At 73.7% G+C, this 22,037-nt stretch carries 20 protein-coding genes; 14 read left to right on the top strand and 6 right to left on the bottom strand.

Annotated elements, in window-relative coordinates; all coding sequences use genetic code 11:
- Window positions 1–230: 230 nt before the first annotated feature.
- From Cba03nite_RS36595 to Cba03nite_RS36585, 4 genes are read left to right on the top strand one after another with little or no spacing between them, the layout of a single operon-like run.
- The gene (locus Cba03nite_RS36595) at window positions 231–1,475 is read left to right on the top strand and encodes an ABC transporter substrate-binding protein (protein ID WP_203756678.1); all 1,245 of its coding nucleotides are present in this window, start codon (window positions 231–233) and stop codon (window positions 1,473–1,475) included.
- Window positions 1,472–2,785 carry an amidohydrolase family protein gene (locus tag Cba03nite_RS40165; RefSeq protein ID WP_239126287.1) on the top strand — a complete coding sequence of 438 codons (1,314 nt, stop codon included), beginning with the start codon at window positions 1,472–1,474 and terminating at the stop codon, window positions 2,783–2,785. Before Cba03nite_RS36595 ends, Cba03nite_RS40165 begins: the two co-directional genes overlap by 4 nt.
- Complete coding sequence (locus Cba03nite_RS36590; RefSeq protein WP_239126286.1) at window positions 2,782–3,774, top strand: ABC transporter ATP-binding protein; 993 nt, start codon at window positions 2,782–2,784, stop codon at window positions 3,772–3,774. Before Cba03nite_RS40165 ends, Cba03nite_RS36590 begins: the two co-directional genes overlap by 4 nt.
- Window positions 3,774–4,598, top strand: coding sequence for an ABC transporter permease (locus tag Cba03nite_RS36585; RefSeq protein WP_203756677.1), 825 nt, complete (start codon window positions 3,774–3,776; stop codon window positions 4,596–4,598). Before Cba03nite_RS36590 ends, Cba03nite_RS36585 begins: the two co-directional genes overlap by 1 nt.
- A gap of 90 nt (window positions 4,599–4,688) precedes the next feature.
- Here Cba03nite_RS36585 and tnpB read toward each other — a convergent pair whose 3' ends face one another.
- On the bottom strand, window positions 4,689–5,999 hold the full coding sequence (gene tnpB / locus Cba03nite_RS36580; RefSeq protein ID WP_203756675.1) for an IS607 family element RNA-guided endonuclease TnpB: 1,311 nt from the start codon (window positions 5,997–5,999) through the stop codon (window positions 4,689–4,691).
- A 158-nt stretch (window positions 6,000–6,157) separates the two neighbouring features.
- On the opposite strand from tnpB, the gene Cba03nite_RS36575 reads away from it, so the two are divergent.
- The 4 genes from Cba03nite_RS36575 to Cba03nite_RS36565 all read left to right on the top strand — a co-directional run bounded on the left by Cba03nite_RS36575 (window position 6,158) and on the right by Cba03nite_RS36565 (window position 9,286).
- Window positions 6,158–7,330: a substrate-binding domain-containing protein gene (locus tag Cba03nite_RS36575; RefSeq protein WP_203756673.1), complete on the top strand. Its 1,173-nt coding sequence runs from the start codon at window positions 6,158–6,160 to the stop codon at window positions 7,328–7,330.
- Window positions 7,331–7,333: 3 nt separating this feature from the next.
- Complete coding sequence (locus tag Cba03nite_RS36570; RefSeq protein ID WP_203756671.1) at window positions 7,334–8,710, top strand: FAD-binding oxidoreductase; 1,377 nt, start codon at window positions 7,334–7,336, stop codon at window positions 8,708–8,710.
- A 51-nt stretch (window positions 8,711–8,761) separates the two neighbouring features.
- Window positions 8,762–8,890 (top strand): hypothetical protein, encoded by a 129-nt coding sequence (locus tag Cba03nite_RS40465; protein ID WP_256442860.1) that lies wholly within the window; start codon window positions 8,762–8,764, stop codon window positions 8,888–8,890.
- 87 nt (window positions 8,891–8,977) lie between these two features.
- Entirely contained in the window at window positions 8,978–9,286 is a 309-nt protein-coding gene (locus Cba03nite_RS36565; protein WP_203756669.1) for a TraR/DksA family transcriptional regulator, read from the top strand.
- A gap of 63 nt (window positions 9,287–9,349) precedes the next feature.
- Here the strand turns inward: Cba03nite_RS36565 and Cba03nite_RS36560 are convergent, their stop codons facing one another.
- Window positions 9,350–10,180 carry a class I SAM-dependent methyltransferase gene (locus tag Cba03nite_RS36560; RefSeq protein ID WP_203756666.1) on the bottom strand — a complete coding sequence of 277 codons (831 nt, stop codon included), beginning with the start codon at window positions 10,178–10,180 and terminating at the stop codon, window positions 9,350–9,352.
- Between the two features lie 114 nt (window positions 10,181–10,294).
- Between Cba03nite_RS36560 and Cba03nite_RS36555 the strand changes: the two genes are divergently transcribed.
- Window positions 10,295–10,999, top strand: a complete 705-nt coding sequence (locus Cba03nite_RS36555) for a winged helix-turn-helix transcriptional regulator (RefSeq protein ID WP_203756665.1) — start codon at window positions 10,295–10,297, stop codon at window positions 10,997–10,999.
- Window positions 11,000–11,069: 70 nt separating this feature from the next.
- Here Cba03nite_RS36555 and dinB read toward each other — a convergent pair whose 3' ends face one another.
- Both dinB and Cba03nite_RS36545 read right to left on the bottom strand, forming a co-directional pair.
- The gene (gene dinB / locus Cba03nite_RS36550) at window positions 11,070–12,260 is read right to left on the bottom strand and encodes a DNA polymerase IV (RefSeq protein WP_203756664.1); all 1,191 of its coding nucleotides are present in this window, start codon (window positions 12,258–12,260) and stop codon (window positions 11,070–11,072) included.
- A 28-nt stretch (window positions 12,261–12,288) separates the two neighbouring features.
- Window positions 12,289–12,849 (bottom strand): AAA family ATPase, encoded by a 561-nt coding sequence (locus tag Cba03nite_RS36545; RefSeq protein ID WP_203756660.1) that lies wholly within the window; start codon window positions 12,847–12,849, stop codon window positions 12,289–12,291.
- A 160-nt stretch (window positions 12,850–13,009) separates the two neighbouring features.
- On the opposite strand from Cba03nite_RS36545, the gene Cba03nite_RS36540 reads away from it, so the two are divergent.
- The 5 genes from Cba03nite_RS36540 (at window position 13,010) to hpxZ (ending at window position 17,323) form a co-directional block, all read left to right on the top strand.
- Complete coding sequence (locus Cba03nite_RS36540) at window positions 13,010–13,663, top strand: GntR family transcriptional regulator (protein ID WP_239126289.1); 654 nt, start codon at window positions 13,010–13,012, stop codon at window positions 13,661–13,663.
- 87 nt (window positions 13,664–13,750) lie between these two features.
- A complete protein-coding gene (gene biuH, locus Cba03nite_RS36535) occupies window positions 13,751–14,476 on the top strand; it encodes a biuret amidohydrolase (protein ID WP_203756658.1) in 726 nt (241 codons plus the stop codon).
- A 31-nt stretch (window positions 14,477–14,507) separates the two neighbouring features.
- Entirely contained in the window at window positions 14,508–15,206 is a 699-nt protein-coding gene (locus Cba03nite_RS36530) for a cysteine hydrolase family protein (RefSeq protein ID WP_203756657.1), read from the top strand.
- Window positions 15,207–15,229: 23 nt separating this feature from the next.
- Complete coding sequence (locus Cba03nite_RS36525; RefSeq protein ID WP_239126285.1) at window positions 15,230–16,864, top strand: permease family protein; 1,635 nt, start codon at window positions 15,230–15,232, stop codon at window positions 16,862–16,864.
- A gap of 69 nt (window positions 16,865–16,933) precedes the next feature.
- Window positions 16,934–17,323 (top strand): oxalurate catabolism protein HpxZ, encoded by a 390-nt coding sequence (gene hpxZ, locus Cba03nite_RS36520; protein WP_203756656.1) that lies wholly within the window; start codon window positions 16,934–16,936, stop codon window positions 17,321–17,323.
- Here hpxZ and Cba03nite_RS36515 read toward each other — a convergent pair.
- Window positions 17,320–20,199, bottom strand: coding sequence for a hypothetical protein (locus tag Cba03nite_RS36515; protein ID WP_203756654.1), 2,880 nt, complete (start codon window positions 20,197–20,199; stop codon window positions 17,320–17,322). The genes hpxZ and Cba03nite_RS36515 overlap by 4 nt on opposite strands.
- Complete coding sequence (locus tag Cba03nite_RS36510) at window positions 20,196–21,959, bottom strand: HSP90 family protein (protein ID WP_203756652.1); 1,764 nt, start codon at window positions 21,957–21,959, stop codon at window positions 20,196–20,198. The genes Cba03nite_RS36515 and Cba03nite_RS36510 overlap by 4 nt, the downstream gene beginning before the upstream one ends.
- Window positions 21,960–22,037 lie beyond the last annotated feature (78 nt).

Below are 22,037 nucleotides of genomic sequence, written 5' to 3'. Positions count from 1 at the left end.
CATGTCTTCCGTCCGGGAGCGACAGTCCATAATGGATCGTCGTCGTCGCTAACGAGGACATCTAACCGGTAGTACGAATGTTGCAGCAAGTGCCCTGGCGGTATCAAGTCGTCGAATCGAATACATACGACGCTAGGGCTTGAAAGTCTCAGTCCGGCACGAAAAGATACCCCGGGTCCGCGATCACGGACCACGAGACTTGCAACAGCATCGATTCGGAGCGCGTACTCATGACCCCGCTGCGCCTGGCGTGCTCCGTGGCCGCGGTGGCCCTGCTGGCCACCGGTTGCACGGCCCCCGAACCGCCACCCGGCCCGGTGGTGGTCGGCATGCTCGCGCCGCTCAGCGGGCCGTCGTCGGACACCGGCGCGGACGCGGTGCGCGGCGCCGAGCTGGCCGCGGCGGTGGTCAACGACACGTATCCGGAGCTGCCGGTGCCGCTGGGCCCGGGGACCGGCCTGCCCGGGCTGCGCGGCGCCACGCTGACGCTGGTCACCGCGGACACGGGCGGCCGGCCGGAGCCCGCGATCGGGGCGATCACCAGCATCGCCGACAGCCGCCACCCGGTGGGCCTGGTCTCGGCCGAGTCCGCGGCGGTCACCGGGGCGCTGAGCAGCCAGGCCCAGCGCCTGCGGGTGCCGCTCATCGACGCGGGCAGCACCGCCGACTACCTCACCGAACTCGGCGCCGACTGGTACTTCCGCACCGGCCCCAGCGACAGCCAGCTCGCCGAGAGCGCGTTCGCGCTGCTGGGCCGCGCGCCGGACACCCGCGAGGACGCCGTGACGCTGGTCACCGAGTCCGGCGAGGACGGCGCGGTGGCCACCAGGCAGCTGCGCGAGCTTGCCGAGCGCTCCGGGGCGACCGTGTCCGGTCAGCTGGAGGTGCCCTCCGACAAACCCGACGCGGAGGCGCTGGCCGCGAGCCTGGGCGGCGGCCCGGCACGGGTGGTGTTCGCCTGGGCGCGCACCGTCCCGGCCGCGACCGCCGTCGCCGCCGCGGTCGCGCGCGGCGAGGCCGGCGTGACGCTGTTCGGCCTGGGTGAGGGCTTCCGCGCGCTGAAGCAGCCGGGGGCGCAGGACCCGGGCCTGCTGCGGGCGGTGCCGTGGTCGGCGGAGTTCGCCGGGCGCAGCCCGGTCGCCCAGCAGATCGCCGAGCTGTACCGGCAGCGCTTCGGCCGGCCGATGACCGGGGCCGCGGTGGACGCGTTCACCGCCGTGCTCACGCTGGCCGCCGCGATCGACGTCGCGGCCAGCGACGACACCGCCGCGATCCGGACCGCGCTGCGGCAGACCACGCAGCCCGCGGCGGGGCTGATCGTGCCGTGGAACGGCGTCCGGTTCGGCCCGGACGGCCAGAACGTGCTGGCCGCCGCCGTGGTCGAGCAGTGGCAGGACCGGTCCTACCGCCTGGTCTACCCGGTGGAACTGGCCACCGGCCCGGCCCGGTGGCACCGCCGGGACCGCGCGCCATGACGGCGCAGCCCTCCGGCACGACGACCCTGCTGCGTGACGCCCTGCTGGCCGACGGCCGCCGGGTGGACGTGCTGCTGCGCGACGGCCTGGTCGACGCGGTGACCCCGGCCGCCGCGCGGCCGACGGGCACCGCCCGGACGGCGGACCGCTCGTTCGGCGGCGCAGGGTCTCCCGCCGCCGGGCACGTCGTGGACCTGGACGGGCGGTTGCTGCTGCCCGCCCCGGCCGAGGTGCACGCGCACCTGGACAAGGCGCTGACCGCCGCCGACGTGCCCAATCCGGACGGCGACCTGATGGGCGCGGTAACCGCCTGGCTGCGCCACCGGCCCACCCGGAGCCGGGACGACATCACCGCCGCGGCGCGAGCCGCGCTGCTAGCCTGTCTCGCGCACGGCGCCACCGCGCTGCGCACCCACGCCGACCTCGGCGACGACATCGGCCTGCGCGGCCTGGAAGCCCTGCTGGCGGTACGCGACGCCGAAGCCGCCCGGTGCGACGTGCAGCTCGTCGCGTTCGCCGCGACCCCGCTGACCGGCCCGGCCGGCGCCCGCAACCGGGACCTGCTGGAACAGGCGCTGGCCGCGGGCGCGGACGCGGTCGGCGCCTGCCCCGGGCTCGACCCCGACCCGGCCGCCTGCGTGCGGCTGTGCCTGGAGCTGGCCGAGGCCCACGGCGTCGGCGTGGACCTGCACGTCGACGAGTGGCTGCACCCCGCGCCCTGCTCGCTGGAGCTGCTGGCCGACGCGGTCCTGGCGACCGGCTTCGAGCACCCGGTGCTCGCCGGGCACTGCGTCAGCCTCGGCATGATGGCCCCGGACCGGGCGGCGCAGCTCGCCGAGCGGGTGGCGCGGGCCGGCATCACCGTGGCCTGCCTCCCTCAGACCAACCTCTACCTGCAGGGACGCGACCACGAGCACGCGGTGCCGCGGGGGCTGACCGCGCTGCGCATCCTGCGCGCCGCCGGGGTCACCGTGGCCGCGGGCGGCGACAACCTGCAGGATCCCTTCAACATCCTCGGCCGCGGCGACCCGCTCGAGACCGCCGCGCTGCTCGTGCTCGCCGGGCACGACGACCCCGCCACGGCGTACGGCGCGGTCAGCTCTCAGGCCCGGCAGGCGATGGGCCTGCCGGCGGTCGCGGTGGCCCCCGGCGCCCCGGCCGAGCTGCTGGCGATTCGCGCCGGATCGGTGCGCGAGGCCCTGGCGACCGCGACCGCCGACCGGGTGGTCGTCCATGCGGGCCGCGTCGTCGCCCGCACCGCCGTGCACCGGCACTTCCCCGACGAACCACAGATGGGACGGACCGCGTGAGCACTGACGAACCGGCGGTGACCCTGCACGAGGCCGGCGTGCGCTACGGCAACGGCACCCTGGCCCTGGACGGGGTGTCGCTCCAGGTCGCGGCGGGCGAGTTCGTCGCCGTGGTGGGCCCCTCCGGGGGCGGCAAGAGCACGCTGCTGCGCCTGGCCGCGGGGCTGCTCGCGCCGAGCGGCGGCACGGTCGAGCGCAGCTGCGACCGGCTGGGCTTCGTGTTCCAGGACCCGACGCTGCTGCCCTGGCGCAGCGTGCGGGGCAACGTCGAGCTGGCCGGGGAGCTGCGCGGGGTGCGCCGGGCGGAGCGGCGGCGGCTGGCCGCCGAGTCGCTGGCCCGGGTCGGGCTGGCCGAGGTGGCCGGGCAGCTGCCGCGCACCCTGTCCGGCGGTATGCGGATGCGCGTGTCGCTGGCCCGCACCCTCACCGGCCGCCCGGAGCTGATGCTGTTCGACGAGCCGTTCGGGTCGGTCGACGAGATCACCCGGGAGCGGCTGGGCGAGCAGCTCCAGGAGCTGTTCGTCGCCGACGGCTTCGCCGGGCTGCTGGTCACCCACTCCGTGGCCGAGGCGGTGTTCCTGTCGCAGCGGGTGGTGGTGCTGTCCGACCGGCCCGGCCGGGTGGTGGGCGAGGTGGCGGTGCCGCTGCCCTATCCACGCGAGCCACGGGTGCGCTTCTCCCCCGCGTTCACCGAGCTGACCGCGCGCGTGTCGGCGCTGCTGCGGGGCGAGCAGCCACCCGCCCCGGCCGCCCGGCCCGTCGCCGAACCAGCTGCGAAGCCTGCGGCCAAGGTGAAGCCCCCAGCCAAGGCGGAGCCCGCGACCAAAGCCGAGCCTGCGGCCAAGGCAGAGCCAGTGGCCAAGGCCGAGCCTGCGGCCAAACCGGAGCCCGGGGCTGAAGCGACCCCCAGACCTAAGGGCAAGCCCGCGGCCGAACCGGCGGCCGAGACCGCTGCCGGGACCGTCGCCGCCGGCAAGGAGGTGGCCTGATGGCCCGCAAGGTGTCCCTGCCGCACTGGCTGCGGGTCGCGCTGCCGCCCGCCGCCGTCGCGCTCGCCGTGCTGGCCGCCTGGTATCTGGGCAGCTACGTGCTCATCGATGCGGACCGGCGCTTCCTGCTCCCGCCGCCGCACGAGGTGGTCCGGATCGGCTTCCTCGATCCGGTGAACCTGGCCGAGCTGCTGGCCGGGCTGCGGCTGACGGCCGAGGTCGCGGTGACCGGGCTGGGCATCGCCGCGGTGACCGGCCTGGTGCTGGCGGTGCTGATGAGCCGGGCCCGGTGGCTGGAGCGGTCGATCTACCCGTACGCGGTGCTGCTGCAGACCGTGCCGATCCTGGCGCTGGTGCCGCTGTTCGGGTTCTGGTTCGGCTTCGGCTTCCCCAGCCGGGTGCTGACCTGCGTGCTCATCGCGCTGTTCCCGATCACGGCGAACGCGCTGTTCGGCCTGCGCTCGGTGGACCCGGCGCTGCACGACCTGTTCACGCTGCACCAGGCGGACCGCTGGACGCGGCTGTGGAAGCTGCAGTTGCCGTCGGCGCTGCCGGCGATCCTGACCGGTCTGCGCATCTCCGCCGGGGCCGCGGTGATCGGCGCGATCGTGGGCGACTTCTTCTTCCAGCAGGGCCCGGCCGGGCTGGGCCAGCTGATCTACGTCTACCCGCGCCGGCTGCAGTCCGAGATGCTGTTCGCCGCCGTCATCCTGGCCTCCGCCTTCGGCCTGCTCGTCTTCTGGTTCTTCGGCGTCGTGGCGCGTGCCGCCACCGCCTGGCACGACTCGCAACAGCATGAGCCCGCCCCGGCGGTGCGCCGATGACCGTCCCTTTCGCGAATCACCGCTGCAGATGAGTGGTCGTTTGTGAGCACTCGTTTTGCAGTCGGCCGTTGCCGGCCGACGGTCCCCGTCTTAACCACCGCGATGGTGGCGCAGGGTGGTCGCTTCACTGCCACCTGCCACCACGAGGGTGGTCTCACGGTCGGCTCCACGGCCGTTTTGCGTCTCCCGGCCGCTCCGGGCGACGTACTGCTGCAGGTTGATCGCCGCGTTCAAATCACGGTCCAAGCTGAGGCCGCATTGCTCGCAGGTGTAGATCCGTACCCGCAGGCGCAGTTTGGGTCTCACGACGCCGCAGGAAGAACAGGTTTTCGAGGAGGCAAACCACCGGTCGGCCACGACGAGGCGGCTGCCGTTCCAGGTGGTCTTGTATTCCAGTTGGCGGCGCAGGGTGGCCCACCCTACGTCGGCGATGTACCGGGCCAAGCGTCGGTTGCGGATCATCCCGGCGACATTGAGGTCCTCGACCACGATCGTGCCGTAGGTCACGGCGAGGGTGGTGCTGAGTTTGTGCAGGCCGTCGGCGCGCAGGTTCGCCACACGGGCGTGCGCGCGGGCCAGGCGGGTCTTGGCCTGCTGCCAGCGCCGGGAGGGCTGTTGGCCGGTGCGCCGGTCGGGGCCCTGGCGTCGGGACAGGGTCCGGGCAGCTGTGCGCAGCCGCCCCTGTGCCCGGGTCAGGTGGCTGGGGTTGGGCACGAGCTGCCCGGTCGACAGCACTGCCAGGTTCGCGATGCCCACATCCACACCGACGGTGGCGTGTGGGCGGGCGGGAGTGCGCACGGTACGAGTGACCTGCACGGTGAACGACACGTGCCATCGCCCAGCGGTGTGGCGGACGGTCGCCGACATGATCCGGGCGGTGCCCGCGTGCAGACGGCGGGCCAGTTTCCGGGTCGACTCGTGGGTGCGGATGCGGCCCAGCCTGGGCAGGGTCACATGGTGGCGGGTGTCCTCGACGCGGATGGTGCCGGTGGTAAACCGCACCGACGGCGTCACCCGCCGCCGGGACCGGAACCGCGGGAACCCCACTCTGGGACCAGCACGGCGGCCAGACCGGGACGCCGACCAGTTGCCCAGTGCCCGCGCCAAACCGTCGAGGCCGGTGTTGAAGGCTTCCTTCGAGCACTGCCCCCACCACGGTGCGACCTGCGGCTTGGCCGTGTTCCAGGCGCGGCGCAGCGAGGGCAGGGTCCAGCCCAGCGCGGGCGTCAGCTGCTCACCGTCCAGGCCGTAGGTGCGTTCGGCGGCACGCTGGTCGAGGTTGGCACGCACCGCGGCCAGAGCCCAGTTGAACGCGAACCGCCCGGCTCCGGCGTGACGATGCAGGTCACGGTTCTGGGCCGGGGTCGGGTCGAGGGCGAACCGATACGCCTGCACCACCACGCCACCAACCACATCAGACACATCAGCAGGCTACACACCAGGTACGACAACCCCTGCCATCACTCGCAGCCAGCAGCAGGCCGGCATCCCGATGCGTACTTAAGCGCACCAAAGCTCGCTCAATCACCAACCGTCGAATACCCATCCGAAGGAGAACGATGAGCACCATTTCCCCCGAGGCCCGGCCGCTGCGCCGGGTCGGGGCCGCCGCCGTGCTGGCAGCGGTCCTGCTGGCCGCGGGCTGCGGGTCCGAACCCGACCCCGTCGCCGAGCCCGCGCCCGGCGCGGGCGCGCTGGACCTGGCGGCGGTGTGCCCGACGACGATCGTCGTGCAGGCCGCGTGGACCCCGGAGGCCGAGCACGGCTCGCTCTACCAGCTGGTCGGCGCGGGCTACAAGATCGACGCGGCGGCGAAGAAGGTGTCCGGCCCGCTGCTGTCCGGCGGGCAGAGCACCGGGGTGAACATCGAGATCCGGGCCGGCGGCCCGGCCATCGGCTTCCAGAACGCGGGCGCGCAGATGTACGCCGACCCGACGATCATGCTGGGCCAGGTCGCCACGGACGACGCCATCGGGCTCTCTGCCAAGCAGCCCGTGGTCGGCGTGGTCGCGCCGTTCGACATCGCGCCCTACATGATCATGTGGGACCCGGCGTCGAACCCGACGTTCAACTCCATCGTGGACATCGGCAAGACCGACACCAAGGTGCTCTACTTCAACGGCGCGACCTACATGGAGTACCTGGTCGGCTCGGGCATCCTGCGGCGCAGCCAGGTCGACGGCGCGTACGACGGCAGCCCCACCCGCTTCCTCGCCGACAAGGGGAAGATCGCGCAGCAGGGCTTCGCGACCAACGAGCCGTTCATCTACCAGAGCGCCTTGCCGCAGTGGAAGAAGCCGGTGAAGTTCCAGCTCATCCACGACACCGGCTACCCGATCTACCCCGAGGCGATCGTGGTGCGCGCGGACAAGAAGGCCGAGCACTCGGCGTGCCTGAAGAAGCTCGTGCCGATCATCCAGCGCTCGCAGGTCGACTACGTGAAGAGCCCGGCCGCCACCAACGAGCTGATCATCAAGCTCAACGACGCGTACAAGGGCTTCCCGTACAGCGCGGAGCAGGCCAAGTTCAGCGTCGACCAGCAGCTCAAGCTGAACATCGTCGGCAACGGCAGCAACGGCACCCTGGGCGACTTCGACGTGGACCGGATCAAGCAGGTCATCACCATCGTGTCGCCGATCTACGACGGCCAGCGCAAGGAGATCAAGGCCGGGCTCACCCCGCAGGACCTGATCACCAACGAGTTCATCGACCCGTCGATCGGGCTGAGCTGACCCGTGCCCGCACCTGAGCTGGCCGCGATCGCCGCGACGGCGAGCCGCCGGGCACCCGGCCCGGCGGCGCTCGCCGCGTTCCTCGGCGACCTCACGGCCGCCCTGCACCCCGATCGCGTCAGCACCCTGGAGGCGGCCCGGCTGGCCGCCTCCAGGGACGGCGCGTACCTGTCCCCGCTGCTGTCGGCGGTGCTCCCGGAGCGTTTCGCCGACGTGGTGGTGCGCCCGGCGGACACCGCCGAGCTGCTGACCGCCGTACGGCTGGCGCACGCGCACCGGGTGCCCGTGGTCCCCCGGGGCCGGGGCACCGGCAACTACGCCCAGGCGGTGCCGCTGGCCGGCGGCCTGGTGATCGACCTCACCGGCGCCGACCGGGTGCTGGAGGTGGGCAACGGCTGGATCCACGCCGAGGCCGGGGCCACGTTCGTGGCACTGGAGGCGGCCGCCCGGCGGCACGGCCAGGAGATCGCGATGCTGCCGACCACCGTCGGCAGCACCATCGGCGGTTTCCTCGGCGGCGGCGCGGGCGGCCTCGGCTCGATCGAGCACGGCTGGCTGTGGGACGGCTTCGTGCTGGCCCTGGACGTGGTCACCTGCCCACCGGGCGACGCGCCGCTGCGGGTGCACGGGCGCGGCTGCCTGCCGTACCTGCACGCGTACGGCGTCACCGGGATCATCGCCACCGCGACGGTGCGGCTCGCGCCCGCCCGGCAGCGCACGGCGGTGCTAGCGTCGTTCCCCGCCGCGGAGTGGGCCGGGGCCACCAGCGCCGGGCAGGGGCTGCTGCGGCTGGACCCGCCGCCCCGGCTGGTGTCGGTGGACGACGCCACGCTGATCGAGACCTATCCGGCCGACCCGGCGCTGCCCTCGGGCCGGATCAGCCTGCGCGCCGTCGTGGACGCCGACGCCGTGCCCACCGTGACGAAGGCGATCACCGCGCACGGCGGGCAGGTCGAGTCCGTGTCCGCCGAAGCGGTCGGCTACGTGTCCACACTGGCTTTCAACCACGTCACGCTGCGCGCCCGCAAGGCCCGGCCCGACCTGTGCCACCTCCAGGTGGGCGGCGAGCCGCTGGTGAGCGATCCGGACGCGGTGCGCGCCTGCCTGCCCGGGGCGATGCTGCACCTGGACGGCCTGCGCACCCATCTGGACGCCGCGGACCCGCGGCGCGGGCGCGGCTTCGGGGGCCTGCTGCTGTCGGAGTTCCGCGACGCCGCGACCCTCTACGACGGCATCGACCGGCTACGCGACCTGGGCGTACACGTGATCGACCCGCACACCTGGGAGCTGGGCGGCCCGGCGCTGCCCGGCATCCGCGACGCCGCCGCCGCCAACGACCCGCTCGGCCTGCTCAACCCCGGCAAACTCCCCGCGGCGTAGGGCCGCCGCAGCCCGGTTGCCGGTGTCGCAGGGGCGGCCTATGGTGGGCCCATGGCGACGGCAGCGCTCCAGGCGACCGCCCGCCCGCGGACCGACCGCGGCCGGGCCGACGCCCGCTGCCCGCGCACCCGTGTCGCGCTGCGCCGGCCGGACCTCGGCCCGATCACGGCTCCGCACTAGTCACCGCCGGCAGCAGCACGGCGTTTCGGGCGGAGCACACCGGCTCCGGCCCGATTTCTTTTTACCCACCCGACAGTGGAGGTTTCCATGACCACGCTCGACACCACCGATCACGACGACTGGCTCGTCCGGGTCCACCACCGGCTGACCCGCACCTGCCAGGACCAGACCGCCCAGCTGGCCGAACTCACGGCCACCGCCCCCGACGCCGCCGAGGCCGCCGCGCACAACGCGCTGCTGAGCGCGGCCCGCCAGGGCCTCGCCGACACCGTCGCCGCGCTCCGCCGCATCGAACAGGGCCGCTACGGCGCCTGCGAGGTGTGCGCCGGTCCCATCCCCGCCGCGCGGCTGGACCTGCTCCCCCACGCCCGGACCTGCGTGTCCTGCCCCCGCTAGGCCCGCGGGGACGTCCGCCACGGCGAGCAGGTCACCGCGTCCGGCGGCCTGCTCGCATCCCGCTCATTCCGCCCGGCGCGCCGTGACCAGCAGGTACTCCCAGTCCATGGCGCCCCAGCCGAGGTCGTCCCGGCGGGCCAGCTCGGCCAGCGCCTCGTCCAGCTCCGCGGCGCGTTCGGGCTGGTCGGCGAGGTTGCGGTAGACGGCGATGGTCGGGCCGTAGTTGGCCTTGAAGTAGTCGCGGAACTCCTCGGCCGTGTTGAAGTGGTCCACCCGGACGGTGGCGCGGCGGACCTCGACGTCGGTGACCCGGTCGCCGAGCAGCCGCGCGACGTGCGCCGGGTCGCCCCACAGTGGCGGCGGGGAGGCCCCGGGCGGCGGCGGTGCGGCGTACGGCTTCATCACGGCGAACATGCGCCCGATGAAACCCTCCGGGGTCCAGCTGATCAGGCCGATCGTGCCGCCCGGCCGGCACACCCGGACCAGCTCGTCCGCGGCGGCCTGGTGGTGCGGGGCGAACATGACGCCGACGCAGGACATGACGACGTCGAAGGCGCCGTCGGCGTATGGCAGCGCCTCGGCGTCGGCCTGCTCCCAGCGCAGCTGCGCGCCCTGCTCCGCGGCGGTCCGGCGGCCCGCGTCGAACAGCTCGGGGGTCAGGTCGCCGGCGATGACGTCGGCGCCGGCCAGCGCGGCGGGGATCGCCGCGTTGCCGGAGCCGGCGGCGACGTCGAGGACCTGCGCGCCCGGCTTGACCCCGCAGGCGTCCACCAGGACGGGGCCCAGCGCGGGGATGACCTCGGCGGCGACCGCCGGGTAGTCCCCGAGGGCCCACATCGCCCGGTGGCGCGCCTTGAGCGTGCGGTCGGCGTCCGGGTCGTTCGGTGCGGTCATGGTGATTGCTCCCATCGTTTCGTGACGGGGTCACGCTACGAACCGCCGGGCGCCGCTATCCAGTACACGATCTGTACCTGTACCGGCCGCCCGGCCGGGCCTACCGTGCGCACCATGGGAGCCTCATATCGCCAGTTCTGCCCGGTCGCCAAGGCCATGGAGCTGCTCGACGAGCGCTGGACGATGCTGGTCGTCCGGGAACTCGTGGCGGGTAGCCGACACTTCAACGAGTTGCGGCGCGGGCTGCCTCGCATGTCGCCGACGCTGCTGTCCAAGCGGCTGCAGCAGCTGGTCGCGGCCGGGGTGGTCGAGCGCCGCCCGGCCGGTGCCGAGGTGCAGTACCTGCTGACCCCCGCCGGGCGGGAGCTGGAGCCGATCGTCGTGGCGCTGGGCGCCTGGGGCGTACGGTGGATCGGCGAGCTGGGCGACCAGGATCTGGACCCGAAGCTGCTGCTGTGGGACATGCACCGGCACGTCGACCCCGGCGCGGTGCCGGAGCGGCGCACCGTCGTGCGGTTCTCGTTCCACGACGTGGCCCGCCAGCTGCGCGACTGGTGGCTGGTGAGCACACCCGGCGAGGTCGACGTGTGCGACACGGACCCGGGTCACGACGTCGATGTGGAGGTCACGGCCAGCCTGCGGGTGCTCACCCGCTTCTGGATCGGCGACGTGTCCTGGAACGACGCCCTGCGCAGTCGCGACGTCCAGGTGCACGGCCCGGAGGAGCTGCGCCGCGCGATGCCCACCTGGTTCCGTGCGTCGGTCTTCGCCACGGTGCCCCGCGAGCGCCCGGCTCACGCGGCGGCGCTCGTGTCATGACCACCGCTGCGGCCCACAACTTCTGGGTTGTACCCACAACCCAGAAGTTGTGACGGCGGGAGAGGTCCACTCAGTCCGGCAGCATCGGCATCATCAGGCCGGTGTCGCGGCCGAGCAGCGTGCCGCGCTGCAGCGAGCCGGTGCCGAAGCGCTCGCGTACGGCGTCGACGACGGTGTCGAGCGCGTCGCGGTGCACCTCGCCGAACGGCAGCTCCGGCTGCACGTGCCCGTCGGAGTCCAGATGGCCCACGGACACGCCCAGCAGGGTCAGGCCGCGCTCGGCGACCAGCGGCAGCGCCGTGGCCAGCAGCCCGCGGGCGGCGTCTAGCACGGCCTCCGTCTGCGCCGTGGCCTTCGCCAGGGTGAGCGATCGGGTGGCCCGGGTGTAGTCGGCGAAGCGCAGCCGCAGCACGACGGTGCGCCCCGGCCGCTCGGCCTTGCGCATCCGGCGGGTGACCCGCTCCACCAGCCCGGCCAGGGTCGCGTCGAGGAACTCGGCGTGGTGCGGGCCGCGCCCGAGCGCCCGCTGCGCGCCCATCGACGCGCGGCGGCGGCCGACGACCACCGGGCGCGGGTCCCGGTTGTGCGCCAGCGCGTGCAGGTGCCGCCCGGCGCCCTGGCCGAGCAGCGAGACCAGCGCGGCCTCGCCGAGCCGGGCGACCTGGCCGACCTTGCGGATGCCGCGCTGGTGCAGCTTGGCCGCGGTCACCTGGCCGACGCCCCAGAGCACCTCCACCGGCAGCCCGTGCAGGAACGCCAGCTCCTCGTCCGGGGCGACGGCCAGCAGCCCGTCCGGCTTGGCGACCCGGCTGGCCACCTTCGCCAGGAACTTGGTGCGGGCCACGCCGACGGTGATCGGCAGGCCGACCCGGTCGAGCACGTCGCGGCGCAGCCTGCGGCCGATCTCCACCGGCGTGCCGGCGATCCGGTGCAGCCCGCCGACATCGAGGAAGGCCTCGTCGATGGAGAGCGGCTCGACCAGCGGCGTGGTGTCGCCGAACACCGCGAACACGGCCCGGCTGGCGGCGGTGTACGCGGCCATGCGCGGCTCGACCACCAGCGCGCGCGGGCACAGGGCACGCGCGGCGCGGACCCCCATCGCGGTGCGCACGCCGAAGGCCTTCGCCTCGTAGCTGGCCGCGAGCACGACGCCCGCGCCGACGATGACGGGACGCCCGCGCAGCCGGGGATCGTCACGCTGCTCGACCGATGCGTAGAACGAGTCGAGGTCCGCGTGCAGGATCGCCGCGTCACTCCGCACGACCAGCAGCTTAGTACATCTGTTCGAATCAGGGGAAGGCGCGGCGGAGGGCCAGCATCGCCACGGCGGTCAGCAGCTCGTCGGCCGCCTCCGCCACGGGCAGGCGGCCGTCGACCACGGTGTCGGCCCAGCCGGTGAGGGCACGCTGGTCGGCGTCGAGCCCGTCGAGGATGGCCGCCCGGCTGTCGCCCGTCCGCCCGAACGGGTTGCCGCGCTCGGGCGCGCCGAGCCGCCGCGCCGCGACCGCGCGGTCGATCGTCAGCACCACCACGGCGCCGAAGCGGTCCCGCAGCTCGTACGCGTTGTCCGCGCGCCCGCACAGGAACAGCGCGGCGGCCTCGCCCGCCTCGGCGACCGCCGCGGCGATCAGCCGGTCCAGCACATCCGCGTGCCACACCCAGCGGTGCCGGGCCAGCCAGGCCCGGTCCGGATCCGTCGGCCAGGGCACCGGCGCACCGTGTTCGCCGACCCAGTCGCACAGGCCGGGGTGCCCGTCCAGGCTCACCGCGGGCTGCCCGTGGGCGGCCAGGTGGCGCGCCAGGGTGCTCTTGCCCGCGGCGGACACCCCGGTCACCAGCACGATCATCATCTTGGTACGCCTTCTGCCCGGCCCCCGCCACGACGTGACACCACTGTCTACCACCCGGCCTGGCCGTGAGCGCTGCTCGACGCCCGGTGCGGCAGGGTCTGGGCGCGGCCGCGTGACCGGTTCGCGGCACGCTACTGGCAGACTCGGTGGCGTGACGGACATGGCCGAGGCCCCGGCGAACGGCGAGCTCGAAAGCTACAGCCTGGTCGAGCTGGCGGTGACCCGGCTGCGCCGGGAGATCCTCAGTGGACGCTCCGAGCCCGGCGAACGCCTGGTCGAGGAGCAGCTCACCCGGCGGCTGGGCATCAGCCGGGCCCCGCTGCGGGAGGCGCTGCGGCTGCTCGGGCAGCAGGGGCTGGTCGAGCACGTGCCCAGGCGCGGGGCGCGGGTCGCGACGCTGTCCGACCGCGACGTGACGGAGCTGTACGCGGTGCGCGACATGCTGGAACGCCACGCGGTCGAGCAGGCGCTGCCGCTGCGCTCGCCCGCGGGCCTGGACCGGCTGCGGGCGGCGCTGGCCCGGATGCGCGTGGCTGCCGCGGCGGACGACCGGCTGGAGGTCGCCAACGCGCACCGGTCGTTCCACGTGGGACTGGTCGGCCTCGCCGACAACGGGCAGCTCACCGCGATCTACGAGTCGATCCTGGTGAAGCTGCAGCTCTACATGGCGATCAATCTGCGCCGCGAGGCCGAGCACACCCACGCCGACGACGGGGTGCACCGCCACGAGCGGCTGCTGGAGGCCGTGACGAGCGGCGACCGGGACACCGTGCTGGCCGTGCTGGCCGGCCACGGAGCACGGTCCTATCTGTAGCGATCCGCCCCGGTAGGAGCACCGGGGGTCATGGCAACGTTACCGCCTGGACCAGACCGTGAAACAGTTCGGTCGACAATCGACAGTATGCAGAACCTGGTGCCCCATCCCACGACCGGTGACGGCCCCCGCATCGGGCCGGTGCGGGCCGAGCCGTACCGGTGGCCGTACGACGGCTCCGTGCCGGCGGCCCGGACGGCGCTGCTGTGCATCGACTGGCAGACGGACTTCTGCGGGCCGGGCGGCTACGTCGACGCGATGGGCTACGACATCGCGCTGACCCGGGCCGGGCTGCCCGCCACCGCCAAACTCCTCGACCACGTACGCGGGCTGGGCATGCTGGTCGTGCACACCCGTGAGGGCCACGACCCGGACCTGTCCGACCTGCCCCCCAACAAGCGCTGGCGCTCGGCGCAGATCGGCGCCGAGATCGGCTCGCCCGGACCGTGCGGCCGGATCCTGGTCAAGGGCGAGCCCGGCTGGGAGATCGTCCCGGAGGTGGCCCCCGCCCCCGGCGAGCCGATCGTCGACAAGCCCGGCAAGGGCGCGTTCTACGCCACCAACCTGGACCTGGTGCTGCGCAGCCGCGGCATCACGCATCTGATCCTCACCGGCATCACCACCGACGTGTGCGTGCACACCACGATGCGCGAGGCCAACGACCGCGGTTACGAGTGCCTGATCCTGGCCGACTGCACCGGCGCCACCGATCCCGCCAACCACGCCGCCGCCCTGCACATGGTCACCATGCAGGGCGGCGTCTTCGGCTGCGTCGCCACGTCCGACGACGTCATCGCCGCCACCGTCCACTAGCTTCCCGTCGCACCGCGGAAGGCGAGCACCCATGAGCGCAACCGCCACCGTCGACGCCCTGCCGGCGCCGTACACCTTCGACCCCTCGACGACCGCGCTGCTGGTCATCGACATGCAGCGCGACTTCCTGGAGCCGGGCGGCTTCGGCGAGACGCTGGGCAACGACGTGTCCCAGCTGCGCTCGGCCATCGCCCCGACCGCGGCGCTGCTGGCCGCGTGCCGCGCCGCCCGGCTGCCGGTCATCCACACCCGGGAGGGCCACCTGCCCGACCTGTCCGACTGCCCGCCCGCGAAGCTGACCCGCGGCGCGCCGTCGCGGCGCATCGGCGATCCCGGCCCCAACGGCCGCATCCTGGTGCGCGGCGAGTACGGCCACGACATCGTCGACGAACTCGCCCCGGCGCCCGGCGAACCGGTGATCGACAAGCCGGGCAAGGGCGCGTTCTACGCCACCGGGCTCGGCGACCTGCTCACCTCGCTGGGCGTACGCAGCCTGATCGTCACCGGGGTCACCACCGAGGTGTGCGTGCACACCACCGTCCGGGAGGCCAACGACCGCGGCTACGAGTGCCTCGTGCTGTCCGACTGCGTGGGGTCCTACTTCCCCGAGTTCCAGCGGGTCGGGCTCCAGATGATCGCCGCACAGGGCGGCATCTTCGGCTGGGTGGCCACGTCACCGGCCTTCATCGCCGTGCTGCAGCGCACCGCCGCGCTGCCGCAGGCCGCCTGACCTCCGCCTGAAAGCAGGAGCCCATGAGCACACCCACCCCCGTGAAGCTGCCGCACTGGGTCCGCGGCGACACCAACGCCTTCTTCGGTTTCGGCGTGAACGTGCTGGTCAACGTGCTGACCCTGACCACCCTGTGCCTGTTCGTCGTGAACCTGTCCGAGGGCGACGTCTTCGGCACCATCCTGCCGGCGCTGGGCATCGCGCTGGTGTTCGGCAACGTCTACTACACGTTCCTGGCCCGCCGCCTGGCCGCGCGGGAGAACCGCGCCGACGTCACCGCGCTGCCCTACGGCCCGAGCGTCCCGCACATGTTCATCGTCATCTTCGTGATCATGCTGCCGATCTACCTGCGCACCAAGGATCCGCTGGCCGCCTGGCAGGCGGGGGTGGCCTGGGCGTTCATCATCGGCGTCATCGTGCTCATCGGCGCGTTCGTCGGCCCCTACATCCGCCGGTTCACCCCGCGCGCGGCGCTGCTGGGCACGCTGGCCGGCATCTCCGTCACCTTCATCTCGATGAACCCGGCCGGGCGCATGTGGGATCTGGCCTGGGTCGCGCTGCCGGTGTTCGCGCTGCTGCTCATCGGCCTGATGACCGACGTGCGGCTGCCGTTCAACTTCCCGATCGGCCTGGCCGCGCTGCTGCTGGGCACCGCCATCGGCTGGATCGGCGGGGTCATGTCGGTGCCCGACGTCACCGCCGCCGCGCAGACCATCGCCTTCGCCGTGCCGGACCTGCGGATCGGCATGCTCGTCGACGGGCTCACCGAGATGGCGCCGCTGCTGGCCACGGCCATCCCGCTGGGCGTCTACAACTTCACCGAGGCGATGACCAACGTGGAGAGCGCAGCCACCGCCGGGGACAACTACAACCTGCGCAGCGTGCTGCTCGCCGACGGGACCGGCGCGGTCATCGGCGCGATGCTCGGCTCGCCGTTCCCGCCCGCGGTCTACGTCGGCCACCCCGGCTGGAAGGCCGCCGGTGGGCGCACCGGCTACTCGATGGCGACCGGCGTGGTCATCGCGGTGCTCTGCTTCCTCGGCATGTTCGGCCTGCTGGCCGCGATCTTCCCGACGGCGGCGATCGTGCCGATCCTGCTCTACATCGGCCTGCTGATCGGCGCGCAGGCGTTCCAGGCCACGCCGCGCGCCCACGCCGCGGCCGTGGTGGCGGCGCTCATCCCGAACCTGGCCTCCTGGGCCACCACCCAGATCGACAACTCGCTCGCCGCGGCCGGCACCTCCGCGGCCCAGGTCGGCGACCAGGCGCTGGCCGGGGCCGGGGTGGTCTACCACGGGCTGCTGGTGCTCGGGCAGGGCGCCATCCTCGCCGGCTTGGTGCTCGGCGCGATCGTGGTGTTCATCATCGACCGGCGCTTCCTGCACGCGGGCGTCTTCGCGCTGGCCGGCGCGGCGCTCGCGTTCATCGGCCTGATCCACGGGGAGAGGGTGGAGTGGAACGCCAACGGGCCGGTCGCGCTGGGCTACCTGTTCGTCGCGATCGTGTGCGGGGTCTTCCACTTCGGCAAGCATGCCCCGCGCGAGCCCGAACCCGACGAGCTCGCCCTGGACCGGCTGCACGGCGGCGCGGACGCCTCGGCGTCGGTTCCCGCGCCCGCCGCGGCCGCCCCGCCGGACCGGGCCGCCGCAGTGGCCTGACCGGCACCGCCGCCTCCCGGCGCGCTCGCGCCCGCGCCGGGAGGCGGCACCCACCTGAGACGAGGCCCCATGGACATCGACCGCCCCGAGATCGTCGCCGAGGTCGCCGCGGTGTTCGCCGCGTACGAGAAGGCCCTGGTCGTCAACGACCCCGACGAGATCATGTCGTTCTTCCGCCACGGCGCCGAGACGGTGCGCTTCGGCATCGCCGACCGCCAGCGCGGCTGGGCGCACCAGCTCGCCTGGCGCCGGGCGCAGCCGCCGCTGCCGCCCGGCCGCACCCTGAGCGAGACCCTGATCACCACGTTCGGCGCCGACTTCGCGGTGGTCACGACGTGCTTCCGCTACCCGGACGACCCGGCCGTGGGCAGGCAGTCGCAGACCTGGGTGCGCCTGCCCGAGGGCTGGCGCATCGTCAGCGCGCACGTGTCCCACCCCGCGGCCGGGGCGCCGCACTAACCCTGCTCGGGCTGCGGCAGGTCGAACTCCGCCCGCAGCTTCGCGGCCCGGTCGTGCCCGCCCTGCTCGTCCAGCGCGCGGGCCAGCCAGAACGCGGCGTCCCGGCGGGCGCCCTGCTCCTCGGGCAGCCCTTCGAGGACCTGCCACAGCAGCGGCTCGGCCGGCTCCGGCCGACCCGCCACCACCAGCACCTGGCCGTGGCGCAGCTTCGCGAACAGCGCCTCCTGGACCGCGCCGATCATCTGGTACCACACCGGCACGGGCGTGATCCGGTGCAGCGCCGCCTCGTAGTCGGGCTGGTCGGTGTTGGTCAGGATCAGCGCCGCCTCGTACCCGGCGGTGGCCTTCTCCCAGGTCAGACCGGGCTCCTGCGCGGCCGGGACCTCGGTGACGTCCATCAGCTCGACCAGCCGCGCCGCGGCCGCCCGGGCGTCGTCGTGACGCCCGCAATGGTAAAGGGCCATCACCTCGCGGCGGCGCGCGTGGACCGTCTCCAGCGGCAGGTCGGCCTGCCCGTACGCCTGCGCGGCGGCGTCGAAGCGCGCGGCCGCGTCGGCGTCCCGGTCGACCTGCCACAGCAGCTCCCCGGCGCGCTCCAGCAGCTCGGCCCGCTGCGGCAGCCGCTCCACCCCGGTCACGGTCTCCAGCAGCGCGTCGAGCTGCCCGAGCGCCACGTGGGGCTCGCCGAGCGTGGTGTAGATCCGCGACAGCAGCTCCCGCAGGTCGCCGATGATCTCGGCGTACTGCTCGTCGTCGCGCTGGGCCAGGAACCAGGCCAGCGCCTCCTCGGCGACCTCGGCCGCCTCCCGGTCCCGGTCCACCGTGTACAGGGCCAAGGCCAGCCGGTGCCGGGTGTAGCAGGCCGCCTGCGCCGAGCCCTCCGCCTCCATCAGGCACACGTGCTCGACGATGTCGTCGATGAACTCCCCCGCCCGGGGCGTGGTGACCAGCATGAACGCCGCGTTGGCGCGGGCGCTGCGGCGCAGCTCCGGGTTTTCGGCCACGGCCGCCGCCTCCTCGAACGCGGCGATGGCGGCCTGGTTGGACTCCGGGTCGCGCCGCTCGCCCACGAGCCGCGCCAGCGTCGTCAGCAGTGAGCCCAGCATGTCCCGGTGGATGGTGCCGCGCAGCTCGCCGATCGCCTCGTGCAGCGCCGCCTCGGCGTCGTCGAGCCGCCCGTGCGCGTGGTACGCCCCCGCGCGCAGGTGCAGCAGCCGGGCCCGCCGCGACGGCGGCACCGGCCCCGGCTCGGCCTCGGCGCGCACCGCCAGGCTCAGCGCCCGGTCCGGGTCGCCTGCCATGGCGGCCAGCCACGCGGCGCGCAGCAGCGTGTTGCGCCGCAGCACCGGGTCGGTGCTCACCTCCAGCGCCTGCTCGGTCAGCGCGAACACGTTCTCCAGGTGCGACTCGTCGCCGGTGGCCCGCAGCAGGCTGATCTCCCACTGCACGCGGGTCGCCAGCTCCAGCTCCCGGTGCCCGGCCCGCTCGAACGCGGCCACGGCCTCCCCGTGGGCCTGCGCGGTCTGCTCGGCCTCGTCGTCGCCGAAGCAGTTGGCCCGCAGCCGGGCCAGGCGGCCCTGCTGCAGGTCGGTCAGCGGCGTCTCGGCCGTCGCCGCCAGCAGCCTCCGGGCCAGCGCCTTGCCGCGTACGCCGTCGTCCTCGCCGAACCACTGCTCGGCCAGGTCGAGCTGGGCGTCCAGCGGCAGGTTCGGCGACACCGCCGAGATGTCGGCCTCCTGCGGCGCGGCCGCGACCGGCTCCGGCGCGGCGGCGTACGCCGAGGTCAGCGACAGCGGCAGGTACGCCGTCAGCGGCTGCGCGTCGGCCACCTCGGCGACCCGCTCGCTCTGGAACGTGTTGCCGTTGCGGGCGTCGAACCGGCGCGCGATCGCCTCGGCCCGCTCCCGCAGCACCGGCCCAAGCTCGGCGACCGTGACCGCTCCCCCGGCCCGGCGGACCTCCAGCTCGCCCCGGCCCGCCTCGGCCAGCCGCCGCAGCACCAGCGCCGCAGCCGCGGCGAACTCCATCTCCGTCTTCGGCGTCGGCGCCTCGTCCAGCCAGGACAGGTGCCGCTCGATCAGCTCCAGGCCGCGCGGCTCGTTGCCGGTCAGCCCGCAGAACTCCACGTGCCGGGCCACCCGGCCCAGCTCGGCCTTGTTGTCGCACAGCGCCCGGTAGGCGCGCCGGTGCGCGTCGCGGGCCTCGTCCAGCCGCCCGGTGCGCAGATACGGCAGCAGCAGCGCGGTGAGGATGCCGTGCGGCTGCTCCGAGCAGGTCAGCCGCCCGGACAGCGCCGGCTCGGCGACCGCGATCGCGTCTTCGTCCCGGCCGCGCCACGCCAGGTGGTACGCCTTCGACGACGGGTCGCAGCCCGCGCAGTCGGAGTGCCGGTCGCGCGGCGCCGCGTCCCACATCCGGTACCAGTGGTCGGCCAGCACCGTGTCCCCGACGTGGGCGGCGACGTCGTGCCGGTACGCGTACACCGCCTGCAGGCTGTGCCCCCCGGCCTGGTAGCGGCGCTGCATGTCGTCCAGCACCGCCATGGTCCGCTCCAGCGGCAGCTGCGGGAACCGCGACATCGCCGACACCACGTGCTTGAACTGCCACAGCAGCAGCCGCTCGTCGTCCTCGCTGCGCCGGCCCGGGTCGGCGTCGTAGGCCGACAGGCACCGGGCGAACGTCATCATCGCCTTCATCGGCTCGCCGCTCTGGTGGTACGCGCTGGTCGCGGCGCAGTTCGCCGAGTACAGCAGGTCCTCGTCGCCCAGCGCCTCGGCCTGCGCCAGCGCCTGCTCGGCGAGCACGATGCGGGCCGGGCCGTCCGGGGTGTTCCAGCAGCGGTGGATCAGCTCGTGGACGTCGTGGTGGTTGCTCATGCGTCCTCCCGGGGCACGGCCAGATCGATCAGGTCGAGGAACGAGCGGTTGAGCAGCGCCGTGTCGGCGGGGCGCAGCGGGTGGTGGCCGAGCAGCAGCGCCTGCCCGTACAGCGCCTGCACGGTCAGGCCGACGACCTCCGGCGAGGGCAGCGCGGCGATCCGCCGCACCAGCGGGTTGCGGTGGTTGAGCACCAGCTGCGGGCGGGCCTGCGCCTCGGCCTTCTCGAACGCCGACAGCACCCCCGCCCACAGCTCGTCCACGACCTGCGTGGTCTCCCGCAGCCGCCGCTGGAACGTGGCGTTGCGATCGGTCAGGTACAGCGCGGGCATGCTCGGCGGGTCGAACGCGCGCAGCACGACCTCGCAGCCCAGCGGGTCAAGGCAGCGCTGCGCCGCGGCGAGGAACGGCCGCAGGGCCAGCTCCGTGCCCGGCTCCAGGGTGTCGAACCGGGTCGACAGGTCGCTCGGGTCGAGCCGGTCCACCAGGATCGACCCGTCCAGCACCGGCAGCCGCTCGATCAGCTCCGTGTCGTAGGTGTAGCCGCCGTTGACCACGGCCAGCCCCTGCGCCGCGGCCACCGCCGCGAGCTGCCGGAACTCGTCCACATTGGCGCTGTAGCGGACCACGCCGTGGCGGCGGCGGAACTCCTCCAGCGGCATCCGGCCCATGTTGGTCTCCATCGGCCACCACCGGTCGACCAGCCGCAGCATCTCGTCGTCGTGCATGGCCAGCGCCTTCACGCCCAGGTGGTGCACGGCCAGGAAGCGGTTCATCCGGTCGGGGTCGTGCCGGGCCAGGTTCACCAGCCAGCCGCGCAGCTGCGCGCCGAGCTGCTCGCGCACCGACTCCAGCAGGCCGTCCTCGTACAGCGCCTCGCGGCTGGCGGTGGGGCGCAGCTCGCTCGCGTCGAGCACGCACCGGGCGAAGAACGCCCACTCGGGCAGCACGTCCTCGGCGCCCTCGGCGAGCAGCATGCGCTTGAGATACACCCGGTGCCCGGCCTTGGCCGCCGGGTTCGCGGGCGTCGGCAGCACCAGCGCCACCCCGGTCAGCCCCGCCTCGGGCACGTTCAGCTCGATCACGTCGAACGGCGTGAACCCGAACGTCTGCTGCGCCAGCTCCGTCAGCGCCGCCCGGCCGCCCCGCCACGGCAGCTCCCCGGCGGTGATCAGGTCACCGTCCACCCGCACCGGATACGGCAGCAGCTCGCCGAAGAGCACGGCGAGATCGCGTACCCGATCGGTGTCCAGCCAGGACGCGGCGTCGCGGCGCGGCACCAGGGTGACCGTGGTGCCGACCTCCTGCCGGTCCGGGCCCGCCTTGGTCTCGTAGCGGCCGTCGGAGTAGCCGGTCCAGTACACCGTCGGGTGGCCCTCGTGCCGGGTCTGCACCCGGATCTCGTCGGCGACCAGGAAGCACGACAGCAGCCCGATGCCGAACTGGCCCAGGAACTCGTGCCGGGAGAAGCCCAGCTCGTCGCGCTTGCCGCTGCGGCCGATGGTGGCCAGCAGCTCGTGCACCTGCTGCTCGGTCAGCCCCAGCCCGGTGTCGTGCACCCGCAGCGTGCCGTCGCCGGTCGTCTTCGGCGTCTCCAGCCACACCGACGCGGGCGCGGACGGCGCCACCGCGCGGCGGGCCGTGATCGCGTCCACCGCGTTCTGCATCAGCTCGCGCACGTACACCCGGGGGCTGCTGTACAGGTGGTGGCTCAGCAGGTCGACGATGCCGCGCAGATCCACCTGGAAGGACTGATTCACGCGGCAGAGGCTACAGGGACGCTGTGACGTGCGGGGACCGGGTTTTCGGCGGATCCGCCCCGTGGAAAGCACCCGGTA

This window comes from Catellatospora bangladeshensis (genome assembly GCF_016862575.1).
GTDB lineage: Bacteria > Actinomycetota > Actinomycetes > Mycobacteriales > Micromonosporaceae > Catellatospora > Catellatospora bangladeshensis.
This window is presented reverse-complemented; position numbering and strand designations above follow the sequence as displayed.